Annotated in this window: 12 protein-coding genes; 4 read left to right on the top strand and 8 right to left on the bottom strand. The window is 73.9% G+C overall.

Features of this window, described 5'->3' with window-relative positions; genetic code table 11:
* The first annotated feature begins 69 nt into the window (after positions 1-69).
* On the top strand, positions 70-828 hold the full coding sequence (locus GCU60_RS03760) for a rhomboid family intramembrane serine protease (protein WP_163202356.1): 759 nt from the start codon (positions 70-72) through the stop codon (positions 826-828).
* On the opposite strand, the gene GCU60_RS03755 is transcribed toward GCU60_RS03760, so the two are convergent.
* On the bottom strand, positions 825-1,229 hold the full coding sequence (locus GCU60_RS03755; RefSeq protein ID WP_163202354.1) for a PH domain-containing protein: 405 nt from the start codon (positions 1,227-1,229) through the stop codon (positions 825-827). The two genes, GCU60_RS03760 and GCU60_RS03755, sit on opposite strands and share 4 nt — an antisense overlap.
* 93 nt (positions 1,230-1,322) lie before the next feature.
* Between GCU60_RS03755 and GCU60_RS03750 the strand changes: the two genes are divergently transcribed.
* Positions 1,323-2,483, top strand: coding sequence for a thiolase family protein (locus GCU60_RS03750; protein WP_163202352.1), 1,161 nt, complete (start codon positions 1,323-1,325; stop codon positions 2,481-2,483).
* Positions 2,484-2,980: 497 nt separating this feature from the next.
* Here the strand turns inward: GCU60_RS03750 and crgA are convergent, their stop codons facing one another.
* On the bottom strand, positions 2,981-3,253 hold the full coding sequence (gene crgA, locus GCU60_RS03745; protein WP_163202350.1) for a cell division protein CrgA: 273 nt from the start codon (positions 3,251-3,253) through the stop codon (positions 2,981-2,983).
* Positions 3,254-3,381: 128 nt separating this feature from the next.
* On the opposite strand from crgA, the gene GCU60_RS03740 reads away from it, so the two are divergent.
* Positions 3,382-4,131, top strand: coding sequence for a DUF881 domain-containing protein (locus tag GCU60_RS03740; protein ID WP_163202348.1), 750 nt, complete (start codon positions 3,382-3,384; stop codon positions 4,129-4,131).
* Between the two features lie 61 nt (positions 4,132-4,192).
* Complete coding sequence (locus tag GCU60_RS03735; RefSeq protein WP_163202346.1) at positions 4,193-4,852, top strand: aminodeoxychorismate/anthranilate synthase component II; 660 nt, start codon at positions 4,193-4,195, stop codon at positions 4,850-4,852.
* Positions 4,853-4,917: 65 nt separating this feature from the next.
* Here GCU60_RS03735 and pknB read toward each other — a convergent pair whose 3' ends face one another.
* From pknB to GCU60_RS03705, 6 genes are all read right to left on the bottom strand, one after another.
* Positions 4,918-6,690, bottom strand: coding sequence for a Stk1 family PASTA domain-containing Ser/Thr kinase (gene pknB / locus GCU60_RS03730; RefSeq protein ID WP_163202344.1), 1,773 nt, complete (start codon positions 6,688-6,690; stop codon positions 4,918-4,920).
* A gap of 142 nt (positions 6,691-6,832) precedes the next feature.
* Positions 6,833-8,560: a serine/threonine-protein kinase gene (locus tag GCU60_RS03725; protein WP_163202342.1), complete on the bottom strand. Its 1,728-nt coding sequence runs from the start codon at positions 8,558-8,560 to the stop codon at positions 6,833-6,835.
* Positions 8,560-10,005: a penicillin-binding transpeptidase domain-containing protein gene (locus tag GCU60_RS03720; RefSeq protein ID WP_163202340.1), complete on the bottom strand. Its 1,446-nt coding sequence runs from the start codon at positions 10,003-10,005 to the stop codon at positions 8,560-8,562. Before GCU60_RS03720 ends, GCU60_RS03725 begins: the two co-directional genes overlap by 1 nt.
* A complete protein-coding gene (locus tag GCU60_RS03715; RefSeq protein WP_163202338.1) occupies positions 10,002-11,411 on the bottom strand; it encodes an FtsW/RodA/SpoVE family cell cycle protein in 1,410 nt (469 codons plus the stop codon). Before GCU60_RS03715 ends, GCU60_RS03720 begins: the two co-directional genes overlap by 4 nt.
* Entirely contained in the window at positions 11,411-12,829 is a 1,419-nt protein-coding gene (locus tag GCU60_RS03710; RefSeq protein WP_163202336.1) for a protein phosphatase 2C domain-containing protein, read from the bottom strand. Before GCU60_RS03710 ends, GCU60_RS03715 begins: the two co-directional genes overlap by 1 nt.
* A complete protein-coding gene (locus GCU60_RS03705) occupies positions 12,826-13,284 on the bottom strand; it encodes an FHA domain-containing protein FhaB/FipA (RefSeq protein WP_163202334.1) in 459 nt (152 codons plus the stop codon). The genes GCU60_RS03710 and GCU60_RS03705 overlap by 4 nt, the downstream gene beginning before the upstream one ends.
* Positions 13,285-13,299: the final 15 nt, after the last annotated feature.

The raw sequence follows: 13,299 nt of genomic DNA, 5'->3' as shown, positions 1-13,299 counted from the left end.
TACCGGCACCCCGACCGGCCCACGGGGATCGGCTGCGCCCGCTGCGGCCGCCCGATCTGCCCGGAGTGCATGATCCCGGCCTCGGTCGGGTTCCAGTGCCCCGAGTGCGTCCGCGAGGGCGCGGCGACCGTCCGCACGGTCCGGCACACCAGCAGCGGCCTGCGCGGCGCCGTGGCCCGCTGGGGCGCCGTCCCGCTGGCGCTGATCGCGGCCAACGTCGCCATGTTCCTGGGAACGGCGGTGTCGGCCGGCCTGGCCGGGTCCGCTCCGCTGGACAACTACCGGTCGCCGGTGTTCACCGCGCTGGCGCAGGTGCCGCTGCTGGTCGAGCTCGGCGAACCGTGGCGTCTGCTGACCGCCGCGTTCCTGCACATCGGTCTGGTGCACCTGGCGCTCAACATGCTCGCGCTGCTCGTCTTCGGCTCCGAGCTGGAGCGGCAGCTGGGCCGGTGGCGGTTCCTCGCCCTCTACCTCGTCTCCGCCCTCGGTGGCTCCACGGTGATCCAGCTCTTCGGTGAGCCGCTGCGCCCGGTGGCCGGCGCCTCCACGGCCATCTACGGGCTGCTCGGCGCCCTGGGCGTGCTGATGGTCGTCCGCCGGCAGGACATCCGGGGCATCCTGGTGCTGCTGGCGATCAACGTGTTCATCAGCTTCCTGCCCGGCGTCTCGCTGCTCGGTCACCTCGGGGGGCTGGTGACCGGCGCCGCCGTCGCGGGCGTCCTGGTCCTGACGCGCCGGCGCAGCACCCTCCAGTGGGCCGGGCTGGCCGGCATCGCGATCGTCCTGCTGACGCTGGCCCTCACGGTCCCGACGGCGGTCGTGCTCTAGCGACCCAGTTCCTCCAGCGCGGCGGCCACCTCGGCCGGGTCGGTGCCGAGGTCCCAGCGACCCAGCACCACGAGCAGGCCGTCGTCGTCGGGGCCGGCGGCCGTGTCGAGCTCCAGGGTCCGCACCGTCGTGCCCCAGCGGCGGCCGGTGCGCACCCGCACGCGCAGCAGCCCCCAGGGGAGGACCCGCCGCCCGGTCAGGGTCCGCACCTCCAGACCGTCCTCGGCCGCCGCGAGCCGCGGGCGGACCAGCAGGTCCCGGGCCGCCAGCAGGAGCAGCAGCAGCGCCGCGGCGCCGACGAGGATCCGGCCGGCCTCGTCGAGCAGGACCGAGGCAGCGGCGAGGAGCAGGCCGCCGGCCGCCAGGGCTGCCGGTACCACTGCCGGGGGCGACCACTGCACGCCTCCAGACTGCCAGGGGGAGCGTGGAACATACGATCGCGACGGGTGGCCGTCCCGGGCCGCGCCGGATCGTCGACGACGAGGAGTGGGTCCATGCGAGATGCCGTCATCTGTGCCGCCGTCCGTACGCCGGTGGGCAAGCGGGGGGGAGGGCTCTCCGGCGTGCACGCCGTGGACCTCTCCGCCCACGTGCTGGGCGCCCTGGCCGAGCGCTCGGGCATCGACCCTGCCGTCGTCGAGGACGTCTTCTGGGGCTGCGTCAGCCAGGTCGGCGAGCAGACCTTCAACATCGGCCGCAACGCCGCCCTGGCCGCCGGCTGGCCCGAGTCGGTGCCCGGCACCACGATCGACCGGCAGTGCGGGTCCTCCCAGCAGGCAGTGGCCTTCGCCGCCGCGACGGTGATCAGCGGCCAGGCCGATGTCGTCGTCGCCGGCGGTGTCGAGTCGATGAGCCGCGTCCCGATGGGCGCCGCCCGGGGTGACGGCTCGGCGGGCACGCCGCTCGGCCCGCGGTTCATGGCCCGCTACGACGGCGTCCACCCGAACCAGGGCATCGGTGCCGAGATGATCGCCGAGCGCTGGGGCTTCTCCCGCACCCAGCTCGACGAGTTCGCGCTCGCCTCGCACGAGAAGGCGGCCAAGGCCCAGGCCGACGGGGCCTTCGACGAGGAGATCGCCCCGGTCACCCTCGACGACGGCGCGGTGGTCAGCAAGGACGAGGGCATCCGTCCCGGCGGCACCCTGGAGAAGCTCGCCTCGCTGAAGACGCCGTTCAAGGAGGACGGCGTCATCAGCGCCGGCAACGCCAGCCAGATCTCCGACGGCTCGGCGGCCCTGCTGGTGACCACCAGCGAGAAGGCCCGGGAGCTCGGCCTGCGCCCGATCGTCCGCATCCACACCACCGTGATGGCCGGCGACGACCCGATCATCATGCTGACCGCGCCGATCCCGGCCACCCAGAAGGTGCTCGCCCGGTCCGGCCTGTCGGTGCAGGACATCGGCCTCTTCGAGGTCAACGAGGCCTTCGCCCCGGTGCCGCTGGCGTGGCTGGCCGACACCGGTGCCGACGCCTCCCGGGTCAACCCGCTCGGTGGTGCGATCGCGCTCGGTCACCCGCTCGGTGGTTCGGGGGCCCGCATCATGACCACCCTCGTGCACCAGATGCAGGCCACCGGCACCCGCTACGGCCTGCAGACGATGTGCGAGGGCGGTGGGATGGCCAACGCCACCGTCCTCGAGCTGCTCGACGCCTGATCCCCGCGGCCCGCGCCGCTTCCCACAGCCCCCGGCGGTCTCCCGCCGGGGGCTGTGGGCGTTCCGGGGAGGGAACGGCCGGTCGGTGACCGGACGGGTCCGTCCCCATCCGGTGCGTGACGGGATATGCGCAGGTCAGATGGGTAGGGGAGCACGGCGGTCACCGTCCCGTCCGCACGGACATGTCGACTCGTCCACAGCTGGGTACACAGCTGGGGACAGACTCACACAGCTGTAGTTACGCGGCCGGGCGCCCTGTCACACGAGCCCCACGAGCGGCGAAAGCGCAGGTCAGGCCCGTTCCGTCGCGCCCGCTCCCTCCACACGTGGTGGACAACCCTGGGGGCGGAGCGCCAAGTCGACCTGTGGACGGCGTCCACCGCTGTGCACAGCCGGGAACGCCCGTTCCCGCATCCACGGCCCGCGAGCGGTCCGGGTGGGGCACGAACGACGAAGGCCCCCGTCCCAGCGGGGACGGGGGCCTCGGGGCAGGTCGCTCAGCGCCAGCGCATCGACATGATCAGGCCGGCCACCATCGCGCCGAAGCCGATGGCGAAGTTCCAGGCCGACAGCGACACCATGAACGGGATGCGGTCACCGGCCACGTAGTAGACGACGATCCACAGCAGGCCGACCAGCATCAGCCCCACCATGAGCGCGACGTACCAGCGAGGGCTGGGCTGCAGCACCTTGGCCTGGGCACCCCGCGAGCGGAGCGCGTCCTCCGGCGGTGTGTACACCGACTTCTTGCGCACCTTGGACTTGGGCACCGCGTACTCCCTCCGGGGGGCCGGGCTCGTCCTCCCCGGCCGTGATTGCACCCCAGCCTAAACTTCGGGGGAACGCGGACGCCGGACTCCTCACCCGACCGGTACCGCGTCGCGGCGAGGAGGTGCCCGTGGCCAGGTCCGTGCTCCGGCGTGCGCGCCCCTCCGCCTGGAGCGCCCTGGTGCCCGTCGTCGCCCTGGCCGCCGGCCTGCTGTTCGCCACCTCGGGCAGCACCGCCCAGGGCACGGACCTGCGCGCCGGTGAGGTCACCCAGCTCTCCGAGCTCATCCGGGAGCGGGATGCCGCGGTCGCCCGCCAGGCGCAGCAGCTGACCCAGCTGGAGCGGCAGGTGCAGGACCTGACGGAGGAGGCGGCCACGATCGACGGCGCCGTCGCCGAGGCCCAGGCCGACGGCGCGGCCGGGGCAGCCGGGGCCGGGCTGACGCCGGTGAGCGGCGCCGGGGTCGTCATCACCCTCGACGACGCCCCTCAGCGCCCCGACCGCAGCCTGCCGGGGGGTGCCCGGCCCGATGACGTCGTCATCCACCAGAGCGACGTCCAGGCGGTCGTGAACGCCGTCTGGGCCGCCGGGGCCGACGGCGTGGCCGTCATGGACCAGCGGCTCATCTCCACCAGCGCCGTCCGGTGCGTCGGCAACACCCTGCTGCTCCAGGGACGCACCTACTCCCCGCCGTTCGTGGTGTCGGCCGTCGTCGACGCCTCCGCGCTGCGCGGGACGCTGGCCGACTCCCCGCAGGTGGCGGTGTTCCGCGAGGCCGTGGCGTCCTTCGGGCTCACGTTCGAGGTACGGGAGCGGCCCTCGGTCACGGTGCCCGCCTACGATGGCGGCCTCACCCTGCAGTACGCGTCCACCGGCTGACCGGCCTCCCGCCGCCGGGACGGGCAGGGGCGACCCGACGAGCGAGGAGCGACCGACCGCGATGACCACCGCCGACCGCCCGGTCCTCGTCGTCGACAACTTCGACAGCTTCGTCTACAACCTGGTGCAGTACCTCGGCCAGCTGGGTGTGCGCTGCGTGGTGCGGCGCAACGACGCCGTCGGCGTGGACGAGCTGGCCGATCTCGACGTCGCCGGCGTGCTGCTCTCCCCCGGGCCGGGCACCCCCGCCGATGCCGGCGTCACCGTGCCGATGGTGCGGGCCGCCGCCGAGCGGGGGACGCCGGTCCTCGGGGTCTGCCTGGGGCACCAGGCGATCGCCGAGGCGTTCGGCGCCGAGGTCGTCCGCGCCCCCGAGCTGCTGCACGGCAAGACCAGCCAGGTCGTGCACGGCGGCTCCGGCGTGCTCGCCGGACTGCCCTCGCCGTTCACCGCGACCCGCTACCACTCGCTCGCCGTCGACCCCGCCACCGTGCCCGACGAGCTCGAGGTGACCGGCTCCACCCCCTCGGGGCTGGTGATGGCCCTGCGCCACCGGGAGCTCCCCGTCGAGGGCGTGCAGTTCCACCCCGAGTCGGTGCTCACCGAGGGCGGCCACCGGATGCTCGCCACCTGGCTGGCGTCCTGCGGCCTGGCTCCCGACGAGGACGTCGTCGCGGCCGCGGAGGCCGCGGCGCACCGGTTGTCCTCCGCGATCGCCTGACCGGCGCCTGAACGCAGCAGGCCCCCACCCCGTCCGGGGTGGGGGCCTGCTGCGTCCGAGCCGGCTCAGCCGCCGGTGCCGGCGGGCGGGACGACCGGGGTGGGGGTGGTGGGCGTCGGGGTCGGCGTCGGGGCCGGCTCCTCGGCCGGCTCCTCGGCCGGCACCGGGACGGCGACCAGCAGCGTGATCGTGTCGCCGGACGAGACGTCCGTGCCGGCCCGCGGGTCGGTCTCCACGACGGTGCCGGGGGCGACGTCGTCGCGCTCGACGTTCTGCACGTCGATCTGCCCGGTGCCGATCCCCTCCTCCTGGAGCAGCGCCCGCGCCTGGGACTCGGGCTGGTTCACCACGTCGGGCATCTCGACCGTGCCGGTGGAGATGTTGAGGGTGATCGGCGTGGTTCGGGAGACCTGGCTGCCCTGGGCGGGGCTCACCGTGGCGACGCGCCCCTCGTCGACGTCGAGCGAGTCGACCGGCCGGACGGAGACGTTCTCGAAGCCGGCGGACTCCAGGTTGGCGCGGGCCTGCTCCTCGGTGAGCCCCTCGACGCCGGGCACCGTCACCGTGTCGGGGCCACCGCTGACGATCAGGTCGACCTCGCTGCCCTCCTCCACCATGGCGCCGGCCGCGGGGAGGCTCTCGATGACGCTGCCCTCGGGGACCACGGGGTCGGCTGCGGTCGTGACGTCGCCGACGGCCAGCCCGGCCGTCTCGATGGCGTTCTCGGCGTCCGCCTGGGTGAGGTTGGCCAGCGTCGGCACCCGCACCTCCTGGGCGGTGGGCGTGTCGTCGTCGTTGCCGAGCAGCAGGGCGGCGGCGATCGCGCCGCCCAGCAGCAGCACGGCCAGGACGGAGACGAGGGCGATGATCCGGCGCTTGCGGCGGCGGGCCTGCTCGTCGTCGTCGGCCCAGTCGTCCTCGTAGCCGTAGCCGCGGACCGGGGCGCCGATGATGGCGGTCTTCTCGTCCTCGCCCATCACCGGCGTGGCCTCGACCCGCTGCCCGGCCAGCGCCCGGAGCAGGTCGTTGCGCATGTCGGCGGCCGACTGGTACCGGTTGGCCGGGTTCTTGCTCATCGCCTTCAGCAGGATCGCGTCCAGCTCCGGCGGCACGTCGCGGTTGATCGACGACGGCAGCCGGGGGTCCTCGCGCACGTGCTGGTAGGCGACCGAGACGGGGGAGTCGCCGGTGAACGGCGGTGCGCCGGTGACCAGCTCGTACAGCAGGCAGCCCAGCGAGTAGACGTCGGAGCGGGCGTCGACGCCCTCGCCGCGTGCCTGCTCCGGGGAGAGGTACTGGGCGGTCCCTATGACGGCGGCCGTGGAGGTCATCGTGGCCGCGGAGTCCGACACCGCGCGGGCGATGCCGAAGTCCATGACCTTGACCGCACCCTGCGGCGTGATCATGACGTTGCCCGGCTTGACGTCGCGGTGCACGATGCCGTTCCGGTGGCTGAAGTCCAGGGCGCCGCAGATGTCGGCCGCCAGGCTCATGGCCCGTTCGATCGGCAGCACGCCCTCGCGGCGCAGGACGTCGCGCAGCGTCTCGCCCTCCACGAACTCCATGACGATGTAGGGCGTGGCGCCCGCCGGCGTGCGGTCCTCGCCGGTGTCGTAGACGGCGACGATGGCCGGGTGGTTCAGCGAGGCCGCGGCCTGCGCCTCGCGGCGGAACCGGACCTGGAAGGAGGGGTCCCGGGCCAGGTCGCTGCGCAGCACCTTGACCGCCACCTCGCGGCCCAGCCGCAGGTCTCGCCCGTGGTGCACCTCGGCCATACCGCCGCGGCCCAGGACCCCGCCGATCTCGTAACGCTCGCCGAGCAGCTGCGGCGTGGTCATCGACGGTCCTCTCGGGCGGTTCGGTGCGTGCTGGGCGTCCCGCCGGTGCGAGGTCGTTCATCGCTCGGCGTGGCGGACGGCGCGCCGACGGCGAGCCTAACCGCCGGACCGCCCGGATCCTGGGAAGCGGCGGCCGGTCGGCTCACTGCCCGTTGCCCGCCGGTGCCGCTCCATTCCCTTGGGTCACGCCGGCCGCTCCCGGCTCGACCGGGGGCTCCACCGAGGGCTCGACGGTGGGGCTGGGGGCCGGGCTGCCGCTGGCGGACGTCGGGGCGACGCTGGTGGTGGGGGCGGCGCTCGTGGTCGGAGGGGTGGTCGACGGCGGGGCGGAGCTGGACCGGGTCGGGGGCGCGCTCGTCTCGGCCGGCTCCTCGTCCTCCTCGGCCGGCTCCTCCTCGTCCTCCGGCTCGGCGTCGGGGTCCCAGGCCTCGGCGGCGAAGAAGAGCGTCACCTCGCCGCCGACGGGCACGGAGCCGTTCGGCGTCACCGCGGCGACGTCGCCGGCGTCGAGCACCTGGCCCACCCCCGCCAGGACGTCGTCGTCGGCCGCCCGCTGCTCCGGAACCAGCCCGGCCTGCCTCAGCTCGGCGGCCACCTCGTCGACCGGTCGGCCGATCAGCGCGGTCGCGTCGACGACGACGGCGCTCGGGCTCGCGCTCGTGGTGGTCGGCGAGGTGGTCGGGTCGGTGGCGGTGTCGTCGCCGCCGTCGCCACGGGTGAGCAGCCAGATGAGGCCGGCCAGCAGCAGGACGAGCACGACCGCGGCGACCACCCACACCCAGCGGCGTCGCCCGCCGGGCGGCGGCTCCTCCCCGGGGAGCCACTCGTCGTCCTCGTCCTCCCGCGCGTGCAGCGGCGGCATGGGACGCCCCGCCGTGGCCGGGGACACGGCCGGGAGGCCGGCCGCCGGGGTGGCGAAGACCTGCGTCCGGTCCGCCGCGGCAGCGCTGTCGACGATCTGCGTGGGGGCGGTCGGCGGCGCGAAGGCCGCCGCGGCGGCCCCGGCGGCGGCCGCGGCGGGAGCGGCCACGTTGCCACCCGCGGCGACCCGGCGGACGGCGTCGGCGAACGCGCCGCCGTCGGCGAACCGGTCGGCCGGGTCCTTGGCCAGGGCCCGCTCGACGAGCAGCCGCACGGCGGGCGGGACGTCGCCCGGCAGCGGCGGCGGCGGGCGGTTGATGTGCGCCAGGGCGATGGCCACCTGGGAGGCGCCGTCGAACGGCCGGGCGCCGGCCAGGCACTCGTAGCCGACGACGCCGAGGGAGTAGACGTCGGAGGAGGCGTTGACCTCCATGCCCTGCGCCTGCTCGGGGGAGAGGTACTGCGCCGTCCCCACCACCATGCCGGTGCGGGTGAGCGGGGCGGCGTCCCGGGCCTGGGCGATGCCGAAGTCGGTCAGCTTCACCACGCCGTCGGGGCGCACGATGAGGTTGCCCGGCTTGATGTCCCGGTGCACCACCCCGGCCCGATGGGCGGCGGACAGCCCGTCGGCGGACTGGGCGAGGACGTGCAGCGTCCAGTCGACCGGGAGGCGGGTCTCCTCGTGGAGGATCGTGACCAGCGGCTGCCCCTCGACGAACTCCATGACGAGGAAGGCCAGGGTCTGGGTGCCGCTGTCGTCGGTGGTCTCGCCGTAGTCGTAGACCGAGGCGATGTTCGGGTGCGACAGCGCGGCGGTGTGCCGGGCCTCGTTGCGGAACCGGGCCAGGAAGCTCGGGTCGTTCGTGTACTCGGTCTTGAGGACCTTCGCCGCGACGATGCGGTCCAGCACCTGATCGCGGGCCTTCCACACCTCGCCCATGCCGCCGGTGGCGATGGGGGCGGTGATCTCGTAGCGCCCGGCCAGCAGGCTCCCGATGCCCAGCGCCATCAGCCACGCCCCTCGAAGAAGGCCGCCATGACGTCGCGGGCGATGGGAGCGGACACGTCGCCCCCGGTACCCCCGCCGTTGGCGACGAAGACGGCGACCGCGATCTGCGGGTCGTCGGCCGGTGCGAAGCCCATGAACCAGTTGTGGTCGGCCACGTCGGGCCGGACCTGGGCGGTGCCGGTCTTGCCGGCGACCTCCATCCCCGGCAGGCGCGCCGCCCGCCCGGAGCCACGGGCGACCACGCTGGTCATCATCTCGGTGAGCTGGTTCGCCACCTCCGCGGAGATCGGCTGTCGCAGCTCCTCCGGGTCGGTCTCGTCGATGACCGTCAGGTCGGGGGCGAGCACCTCGTCGACCAGGTAGGGCTTCATCTGCACGCCGTCGTTGGCCACGGTCGCCGCGACCATCGCCGCCTGGAGCACCGTCATGCGCACGTCGCGCTGGCCGATCGAGGTCTGCCCCAGGGCCGCGTCGCTCTCGATGTCGCCGATGCCGCTCGGTGCGACCAGCAGCGGGATCTCCATCTTCTCGTCGTCCAGCCCCCAGGCGGCCGCCGTCTCGCGGATCTTGTCCTCGCCGAGATCGATGCCCAGCTGGGCGAAGGCGGTGTTGCAGGAGATGGTGAGGGCGTCGATGAGCCGCTGCTGCTGGCTGGGGTCGCAGCGCGAGTTGTTGAAGTTCCGCAGCTGCTGGGTCGTCTGGGGCAGCGTCATGATGTCGGGCGCCGGCACGACCGTCTCCGGGGTGTACCCCTCCTGGAGGGCAGCGGCGGACACGATCACCTTGAACAGCGAGCCGGGCGGGTAGTTGTTCTCGATCGCGCGGTTGACCCGCGGGTCCGGGGCGTCGGTGCCGGTGATCTCGTCCATGTAGGTCCGGATCGCCTCGGGGTCGTGGCTGGACAGCAGCGCCGGGTCGTAGGTCGGCGTGCTGGCCATGCCGAGGATCGCGCCGGTGGACGGGTCGAGCGCCACCACGGCGCCGGTCACGCCCTCGAGCCCGGCCATGGCGGCCTCCTGGACGGCCGGGTCCAGGGTGGTGACGACGTCGCCGCCGGCGGGGTCCCGGCCGGTGAACAGGTCGGCGATCCGGCGGACGAAGAGCCGGGAGTCCTCACCGGAGAGCACGTCGTTCTCGGCCCGCTCCAGCGCGGTGTTGCCGTACACCAGCGAGTAGTACCCCGTCACCGCTGCGTACAACGGCCCCTGCGGATAGGTGCGGAGGTACTCCAGCCGGTCGTCGGTGGGCACGGAGACGGCGATCTCGTTGCCGCTGACGATGATCGAGCCGCGCTCGCGGTCGTACTCCTCCGCGAGCACGCGGGTGTTGCGCTCGTCGCCGCGCAGGTCGTCGGAGCGCACCACCTGGATGATGTTGACGTTGATGATCAGCAGGGTGAACAGCACCAGCACGCTGATGGCCACCCGTCGCAGCGGTGCGTTCACGGCATGACCACCTCGGTCGGGGCGTCACCGAGGCGGACCGGGGTGGCGTGCGGGGCCACCGGCCGGCGCGCGGCGTCGCTGATCCGCACGAGCAGGGCGACGAGCACGAAGTTGGCCACCAGCGAGGAACCGCCGTAGGCGAGGAACGGCGTGGTCAGGCCGGTCAGCGGGAGCAGCCCGGTGACCCCGCCGAGCACGACGAAGACCTGCCAGGCGATGGCGAACGCCAGCCCGGCGGCGAGCAGCTTGCCGACCGCGTCGCGGACGACGAGCGAGGTGCGCAGCCCGCGCTCCACGAGCACCAGGTAGACGACGATGACCGCGACCAGGCCGAAGAGCCCGAGCTCCTCGCCGACGGCGGAGGCGATGAAGTCGCTCTTGGCCACCGGCACCTGGTCGGGGCGGCCGCCGCCGAGCCCGGCGCCGAACAGCCCGCCGGTGCCGAGGCCGAACAGCGACTGGACCAGCTGGTAACCCGCACCGTCGATGTAGGCGAACGGGTCCAGCCAGGTGTCGACGCGCGCGCGGACGTGGCCGAACGCCTGGTAGGCGATGAGGGCGCCGCCGGCGAAGAGCAGCAGGCCGATGAACAGCCAGCTGGCCCGCTCGGTGGCGATGTAGAGCATCACCACGAAGATGCCGAACAGCAGCAGCGAGCTGCCCAGGTCGCGCTCGAAGACCAGCACGAGGATCGAGAGGATCCAGGCCAGCAGCACCGGCCCGAGGTCGCGGCCCCGCGGCAGCTCGAGCCCGGCCACCCTCTTGCTGGCCAGGGCCAGGACGTCGCGCTTGTCGACCAGGTAGGCGGCGAAGAAGACGACCAGGCAGATCTTGGCGAACTCGCCGGGCTGGATGGAGAAGCCGGCCACCCGGATCCAGATCTTGGCGCCGTTGACCTCGGAGATCGACGCCGGCAGCACGGCCGGGAGGGCCAGCAGCACGATGCCCAGCAGGGCCAGGGTGTAGGCGAAGCGGGACAGCGCGCGGTGGTCGCGGACGACCACCAGCAGGGCGACGAACAGCGCCACCCCGAGGGTGGCCCAGATGAGCTGGACCGGGGCGTCCTCCCGGGTGACCGTGCTGTTCACCTGCTCGGCGGCGAGGTCCAGCCGGTGGATGACCGTCAGCCCGAGGCCGACCAGCAGGGCCACCGCGGGCAGCAGCAGCGGGTCGGCGTAGGACGCCCACCTGCGGACGACGAGGTGGGCGACCACCCACAGCGCGGTGATCCAGACGCTGAAGCCGGCCATCTCCGGCCGGAGATGGCCGGTGACGGTGAGGTCGACGATGATCTGGGCGACGACCGTGATGAGCACGGCGAAGCCCAGCAGCGCCGCCTCCGTGCCCCGCCTGGTGGGGGTGTCCGTGGCGACCTGGCCGCGCGGGTCGGTGACCGGTCCGGGCATCAGCTCGCCTCCCGGCAGTTCACCCCCGGCTCGGACGACGTGGTCGTCCGGGCCGACGACGAGGCGGTCGCCGTCGCGTCGGGAGCGGGGGGTTCGGTCAGGGCCGGCTCCCCGGGAACGGGCTCCTGCGGCGCGGCGCCGTCGGCCGGCGGCTCGGACGGCAGCGCGGACGGCGTCGCCTGGGCCGATCCGCTGGCCCCCGTGCGGCACACCGGCAGCCGCTGGTCGCGCAACGCGTCGAGGATCCGGTCGGCGTGGCCGGAGTCGTCGGCGGTGATGCCGCCGCGCACCCGGGTCCGGGCCGCCGCGGTCAGATCGGAGACCGCCAGGTCGGTGCCGCGCTCGAGCTCGTAGAAGTCGACGCCCAGGACGGAGACGTCCAGCCCGCGGAAGACGGCGACCTGGGAGTCCTCGCCGCTGCCGCTGACCCCCACGAACCAGTGGTTGAGCGCCCAGACGTACGTACCGATCGCCCCCACCACCAGCACGGTGAGGAGGGCCCCCGCCACCAGGAGGATGCGCAGCGGGCGGCGGCGGGCGGAGGGGCCACCGCCCGTCGGCAGCGTGGGTGTCGGCGGGGGTGCCGGGGCCGGATCGGCCAGGGCCGCGCGTCCTGCGGCCGAGCGCGCGTCGACCTGCCGTTGGCCGACGTTGTCCCCGGCGGCGCCGTCGACGACCGGGTCCAGGCGGCCCTGGCCGCCGGTGTCCTCGACGACGTCGGCGACGATCACGGTGATGTTGTCCGGGCCGCCGCTGCGCAGCGCCAGCTCGATCAGCCGGTCCGCGGTGGCCTGCGGGTCCGGCTCCTGCAGCGCGTCGGCCAGCGTCTCCTCGCTCACCACGCCGGAGAGGCCGTCGGAGCAGAGCATGTAGCGGTCGCCCGCGCGGGCCTCGCGCATGGAGAGGTCGGGCTCGACCTCCTGGCCGTTGAGCGCCCGGAGCAGCAACGAGCGCTGCGGGTGCGTGTTGGCCTCCTCGGCGGTGATCCGGCCGTCGTCGATCAGCGTCTGGACGAACGTGTCGTCGTGCGTGATCTGGGACAGCTGGCCGTCGCGGACCAGGTAGGCGCGCGAGTCGCCGACGTGGCACAGCGCCAGCCGGCCACCGGCGAAGAGGATCGCGGTGAGCGTCGTCCCCATGCCCTCGAGCTGGGGCGACTCCCGGATCACCTCGCGCAGGTGCTCGCTGCCGTCGAACACCGCGCCGCGCAGCGCCTGCAGCATGTCGCCGGAGGGCGTGTCGTCGTCGAGGTGCTCGAGGGCGGCGATCACCACCTTGCTCGCGACGTCACCGGCGGCGTGGCCGCCCATGCCGTCGGCCACGGCCAGCAGCCGGGGCCCGGCGTAGACCGAGTCCTGGTTGTTGCCACGGATGAGGCCGCGGTCGGAACGCGCGGCATAGCGGAGAACCAGCGTCACGAACGCAGCTCCAGTGCGGTCTGGCCGATGCGGATCGGCTGGCCGGGGGCCACCAGCAGCGGGCCCTGGACGCGCTGCTGGTCGAGGTAGGTGCCATTGGTGGAGCCGAGGTCCTCGACGTACCACTGGCCGCCACGGTTGGTGAGCCGCGCGTGCCGCGAGCTGGCGAAGTCGTCCGTCAGCACGAGGGTGGAGTCGTCGGCCCGGCCGATGAGGATGGGCTGGTCGCCCAGGGTGATCTTGGTGCCGCTGAGCGGACCGGCGGTGACGACGAGCGTGCGGGGGCCGCGCTGGCCGCGCTTCTTCGGCGTGGCCGTGCGCGGGGGCACCGAGGCGACGCGTCCGGGACGGCCGCCGAACAGGTCGGCGCGCACCACGCGGAACGCGGCGAAGATGAACAGCCAGAGCAGCAGCAGGAAGCCGAACCGGAAGATCTGCAGGACCAGTTCGCTCACCGCGACACCACCTCG

The sequence above is a fragment of the Blastococcus saxobsidens genome, from assembly GCF_010682065.1.
Taxonomy (GTDB): Bacteria; Actinomycetota; Actinomycetes; order Mycobacteriales; family Geodermatophilaceae; genus Blastococcus; species Blastococcus saxobsidens_B.
This window is presented reverse-complemented; position numbering and strand designations above follow the sequence as displayed.

What these genes read in the sequence shown, in the direction of transcription:
- GCU60_RS03760 (WP_163202356.1), top strand. Translation starts at nt 70, where the DNA reads ATGATCCCGGCCTCGGTCGGGTTCCAGTGCCCCGAGTGCGTCCGCGAG.
- GCU60_RS03750 (WP_163202352.1), top strand. Translation starts at nt 1,323, where the DNA reads ATGCGAGATGCCGTCATCTGTGCCGCCGTCCGTACGCCGGTGGGCAAG.
- GCU60_RS03735 (WP_163202346.1), top strand. Translation starts at nt 4,193, where the DNA reads ATGACCACCGCCGACCGCCCGGTCCTCGTCGTCGACAACTTCGACAGC.
- pknB (WP_163202344.1), bottom strand. Translation starts at nt 6,690, where the DNA reads ATGACCACGCCGCAGCTGCTCGGCGAGCGTTACGAGATCGGCGGGGTC.
- GCU60_RS03725 (WP_163202342.1), bottom strand. Translation starts at nt 8,560, where the DNA reads ATGGCGCTGGGCATCGGGAGCCTGCTGGCCGGGCGCTACGAGATCACC.
- GCU60_RS03715 (WP_163202338.1), bottom strand. Translation starts at nt 11,411, where the DNA reads ATGCCCGGACCGGTCACCGACCCGCGCGGCCAGGTCGCCACGGACACC.